Below are 4,694 nucleotides of genomic sequence, written 5' to 3' on the forward strand. Positions count from 1 at the left end.
TCAGCAAAGCCACACCCGCAAGGGGATAAAACATTGGCATTGACTATCAAGCACACTGTTGAGTTCTCAAACAACCGACGCACACCGTCAGAGTCATCATCCTGTGGATGCTGACCCCATCCGGGGCAACCTCTTTAACTTACCAGACCGGAACCTGCCCCGCAAACTCGCTGATCCAGAGGATCAGGTTGCTCTGCGAGAGAGGATCCACATCCGATATCCCGCAAGACATTGTGAACTGCCTTGCATCAGAGATGGGATCCAGCCCCGGCGCGGCCACTCGGTCCGTCTCCGGGCCTCGTGTCCGTCGGCCCGTCGGGCTGACATCCAGAACAGTACGTCAGGTGCTGAGGTGCGTCAAAGCCGAGGCGCGTGACGGCGCACACAGAAGCGCTGTTCACCAGGTGTTTTTCCAAGAAGCCCTCAGCGTGGAGCGGTCCGAAGCCATACCGGACCGCCTCCGCCGCCCCATACAGCGACGCCTTGGGCGTGAGCAGGCCAAGAACTCCCCCGCCCGGCCATGTCTCCGTAATCTTTGATTCAGATTTCGCTATCGGGCCGCATGCCCGGTCTCGCCGGCGGCCTCAGCGTGCGGCAGTGCCCAGTCTCAGGCCCAGCATCTCTTCGAGCTCCTGGTGGGAGACGCCGTAGGTCTCGGCGACACACGCGCCGCCGTCGGCCGATAGATCGGGACCGACGTCGATCACTGCGACGTCGCTGTATACCCGGGACACGCAGCGGACGCCGGTGAGCGGGAGGGTGCAATCGGGCACGAGCTTGGGCCGGCCGTCCTTGGTCAGCAGCGTCATCATGACGATGCTGCGCTTCGCGCCCACGGCCAGGCCCATCGCGCCACCCACCGCCGGCACTGCCCCCGGCTTGCCCGCGGACCAGCTCGCGAGGTCGCCCGACGTCGAGACCTGGAACGCGCCCAGCACACAGACGTCGATGTGGCCGCCACGCGAGGGGCGTGCCGAACCCGGTCGGCGTGAAGAAGCCGCCCAGTCCCGCACAGGCCGCACGGATCCGCTCGGCCTGCTCACGTCCGGGTACGGGCCAGATCAGCCTCGATCTCGCGAGCGGCGTGCAGCAGCGGCGGCAGGAACCCGGCGACCATCTCGTCGACGGGGCCGCGGCGCACGGGGGCCGAGACGTTCACCGCCGCGACCACCCGGCCCGCCGCGTCGCACAGGGGCGCGGCGATCGAGCGCAGGCCTTCCTCCAGCTCCTGGTCGACGAGCGCCCACCCCTGCTCCTGGACGTTGTTCAGCTCCGCGCGCAGCAGCACTTTGTCGGTGATGGTGCGCGGGGTCAGCGGGGCCAGGGTGACGGTGGCCAGGAAGGCCTCCCGCTCGCCGTCGGGCAGATGTGCCAGGGCCGCACGGCCCATCGAGGTGGCGGCCGCCGGGAATCTGGTGCCGACCTGGATGGCCGCGGACATGATGCGGCGTGTCGCCACGCGGGCCACGTACACGATGTCGGCGCCGTCGAGCACCGCTACCGACGAGGACTCGCCGACGTCCTCCGCGAGCTGTTCCAGGTGTGGCTGCGCCACCTCGGGCAGCGACAGGCTCGACAGGTAGGCGTATCCGAGCTCGAGCACCTGAGGACGCAGGGCGAACACCCGGCCATCGGTCACCACGTAGCCGAGCTCGACCAGGGTGTGCAGGAAGCGTCGCGCCGACGCCCGGCTGAGCTCGGCCTCGCGGGCCACCTCGCTCAATGTCATCCGGGCACGGTCCGCGCCGAACGCGCGGATCACCGCGAGCCCACGCTCAAGAGACTGCACGAACTCCCCCGACCGGGTGCCGGCATCCTGAACGATCTCGCTCATCTCAGGTCCTCCCTGCCGCGTGCGCGTCCGCTTCGCATCCCCGGCCGGGCATTCGGCCGCTCCGCCTTGCACGTGTGCGACCGAGGGGGGTGCGTCGCCTGGGCAGCACGCCCGTCCGGAACTTCCCAGGGCCGGCGGCAGAGCGCATCGTCGAGCTCCCCTGCCCGACGCCCTGATCGTTCTCCGAACGGGTGTGCCGCACGTGAACGTAGCGACAGCCGGGAGGCGCGGTCAACAGTCGTGTGGCCTGGGTCACGACCGTGACTCGACCGGATGCGCATGACGGGGAACGCCCGGCTGGGCCACTCCATGGGCCGGCGACACGAGAAACGGTCCCGACTCCCCGCAACGACGAGGCCCCGACCAGCGTTTCCGCTGGCCGGGGCCTCGTTCCTGCTGTGCGCCCGAAGGGATTCGAACCCCCAACCTTCTGATCCGTAGTCAGATGCTCTATCCGTTGAGCTACGGGCGCAGGACATGCTGTGGTGGTGCAACCGGCCCGCCGTTCGCACGGCCGACCGACGAGAACCTTACCGCCTGTTCGGCGCGGACCCAAACTCAAATCCGCGCTTCCTGAGGAGAACTCCGTCACAGCTCTCCGGAGGATCGGCTCGCGATCCGAACCGACGTTCCGGAGCCTCCCGCAGTAAAGGCCCCGGGCGTCACGCGCGGCCGGGACCTTCCTGGCGGAGACGGAGGGATTTGAACCCTCGAACGGATTGCTCCGTTACCACCTTAGCAGGGTGGCGCACTAGACCTGACTATGCGACGTCTCCTCGCGACAGCTTCGACCCAGGCAGGGCGATGCCGCGCGGCCCAGGGTACCTGTCCTACGGCGGGCTGAGCAAAGCGGGGAGCCCGGCGGCTCCTCGACAAGGCTCGATTCGCCGTCATCCCGCCAGTTTTTCGCGTGCGCGGCCCCGTGCGCAGGGTCTGCGGACCGCCCGGGCGACGTCGGACGACACCGGGCCGGGGGCTGATCGCGCCTATTTCATCCAGCGTCAATAGCGAGTAGATTCGCGGTCATGGACTACGACGTCTTGGTCATCGGGTCGGGCTTCGGCGGCAGCGTTGCCGCCCTCCGCCTCACCGAGAAGGGCTACCGGGTGGGCGTGCTCGAGGCGGGCCGCAGGTTCGCCGACCACGAGTTCGCCAAGAATTCCTGGCACCTCAAGCAATTCCTGTGGGCTCCGGCCCTCGGCTGCTACGGGATCCAGCGGGTGAGCCTGCTGCGCAACGTGCTGTGCCTGACGGGGGCGGGCGTGGGCGGCGGGTCCCTGGTGTACGCCAACACGCTGTACCGCCCTCTTGACCCGTTCTACGCGGATCCCGCCTGGTCGCACATCACCGACTGGAAGGCCGAGCTCGCGCCCTACTACGACCAGGCGGAGCGCATGCTCGGCGTCGTCCCGTACCACGGCCGGTCCCCCGCCGACGAGATCATGCGGGGCGTCGCCGAGGACATGGGCGTGGGCCACACGTTCCGCCCCACGCGGGTCGGCGTGTACTTCGGGCCGGGCGGCGCCGAGGCGCAGTCGCCCGGCCGCCGGGCCGAGGACCCGTATTTCGGCGGCGTGGGCCCGGAGCGCACAGGCTGCATCGAGTGCGGCGAGTGCATGACCGGCTGCCGGCACGGCGCCAAGAACACCCTGGTCAAGAACTACCTCTACCTCGCGGAGCGCGCGGGCGCCGTGGTGCACCCGCTCACCATGGCCGCCGTCGTCCGCCCGCTGCCCGACGGCGGCTACGAGGTCCGCACGCACCGCACCGGCAAGAGGTGGGCCGGGAAGCGGACCTTCACCGCGCGGCAGGTCGTGTTCGGTGCCGGCACGCTCGGCACGCAGCGGCTGCTGCACGCCATGAAGGACTCCGGCACGCTGCCGCGGCTGTCGGAGCGGCTCGGGCACCTCACGCGCACCAACTCGGAGGCGCTGCTCGGCGCGATGACGCACAAGGTCGGCTCGATCGACTACTCACGCGGCCTCGCCATCACCTCGTCGTTCTACCCGAACGAGAACACCCATATCGAGCCCGTGCGCTACGGCCACGGTTCCAACGTCATGGCGGCGCTGCAGCACATCCTGGTGGACGGCGGGCCGTTCCGGTTCGTCCGCTGGATCGGCGAGCTGGGCAAGAACCTGAAGTGGCTGCCCGTGCTGCTCGACTGGCGCCGCTGGTCCGAGCGGACGGTCATCGCTCTCGTCATGCAAGCCCACGACAACTCGCTGACCACCATGACCAGGCGCTCGATCTTCGGCCGGTTCATGACATCGCGGCAGGGCACCGGCGCCCCCAACCCGAGCTGGATCCCCGAGGGGCACGAAGCCGTGCGTCGGATGGCCGACAAGATGGGCGACGACGGCGTCGAGGGCATCGCCGGCGGCACGATCGGAGACCCGTTCAACATCCCGCTGACCGCGCACATCCTCGGAGGGTGCGCGATCGGCTCCGACGCGGACGGCGGCGTCGTCGACCCTTACCTGCGCGTGTTCGGCCACGAGGGGCTGCACGTCATGGACGGCTCAGCGGTCACCGCGAACCTGGGGGTCAACCCCTCGCTCACGATCACCGCGCAGGCCGAGCGCGCGTGCGCGCTCTGGCCCAACGCCGGGGAGCCCGACGCGCGGCCCGCCCTCGGCTCGGCCTACGTATCCGTGGAACCGGTGCGCCCCGTCGCCCCCGTGGTACCCGAGGCGGCGCCGGGCGCGCTGCGCCTGCCCATCGTGGGTATCACCTAGCGTGTTGTCGAAGTAGAGCGCTTGTCCGGCAGGACTGCTCCGCGGGCGGCCGCCGTGACGGACGCGATAGACCGACGGGGCGATGACTCTACGCCTGCCGTCAGTGCCCGATCCTCTCGTGA

2 protein-coding genes, 2 tRNA genes and 2 pseudogenes are annotated in these 4,694 nt (G+C 69.3%); 1 reads left to right on the forward strand and 5 read right to left on the reverse strand.

What is annotated here, in order from left to right; genetic code table 11:
• Nucleotides 1-584: 584 nt before the first annotated feature.
• From ACFT2C_RS28915 to ACFT2C_RS28935, 5 genes and pseudogenes are all read right to left on the reverse strand, one after another.
• Nucleotides 585-962: pseudogene (locus ACFT2C_RS28915) on the reverse strand (CoA-transferase); the annotation flags it as partial.
• Nucleotides 928-1,053, reverse strand: a pseudogene (locus ACFT2C_RS28920) (3-oxoadipate CoA-transferase); the annotation flags it as partial. The pseudogenes ACFT2C_RS28920 and ACFT2C_RS28915, both read right to left, overlap by 35 nt.
• Nucleotides 1,040-1,834, reverse strand: coding sequence for an IclR family transcriptional regulator C-terminal domain-containing protein (locus tag ACFT2C_RS28925; protein ID WP_377210554.1), 795 nt, complete (start codon nt 1,832-1,834; stop codon nt 1,040-1,042). The pseudogene ACFT2C_RS28920 and the gene ACFT2C_RS28925, both read right to left, overlap by 14 nt.
• A gap of 399 nt (nt 1,835-2,233) precedes the next feature.
• Nucleotides 2,234-2,306: transfer RNA gene (locus ACFT2C_RS28930), tRNA-Arg, on the reverse strand.
• Nucleotides 2,307-2,518: 212 nt separating this feature from the next.
• Nucleotides 2,519-2,610 (reverse strand) — tRNA-Ser (locus tag ACFT2C_RS28935).
• Between the two features lie 249 nt (nt 2,611-2,859).
• Here ACFT2C_RS28935 and ACFT2C_RS28940 point away from each other — a divergent pair.
• Nucleotides 2,860-4,572, forward strand: coding sequence for a GMC oxidoreductase (locus tag ACFT2C_RS28940; protein ID WP_377210555.1), 1,713 nt, complete (start codon nt 2,860-2,862; stop codon nt 4,570-4,572).
• The last annotated feature ends 122 nt before the right edge of the window (nt 4,573-4,694 follow it).

The sequence above is a fragment of the Promicromonospora sp. NPDC057138 genome, assembly GCF_042670845.1.
Lineage (GTDB): Bacteria > Actinomycetota > Actinomycetes > Actinomycetales > Cellulomonadaceae > Promicromonospora.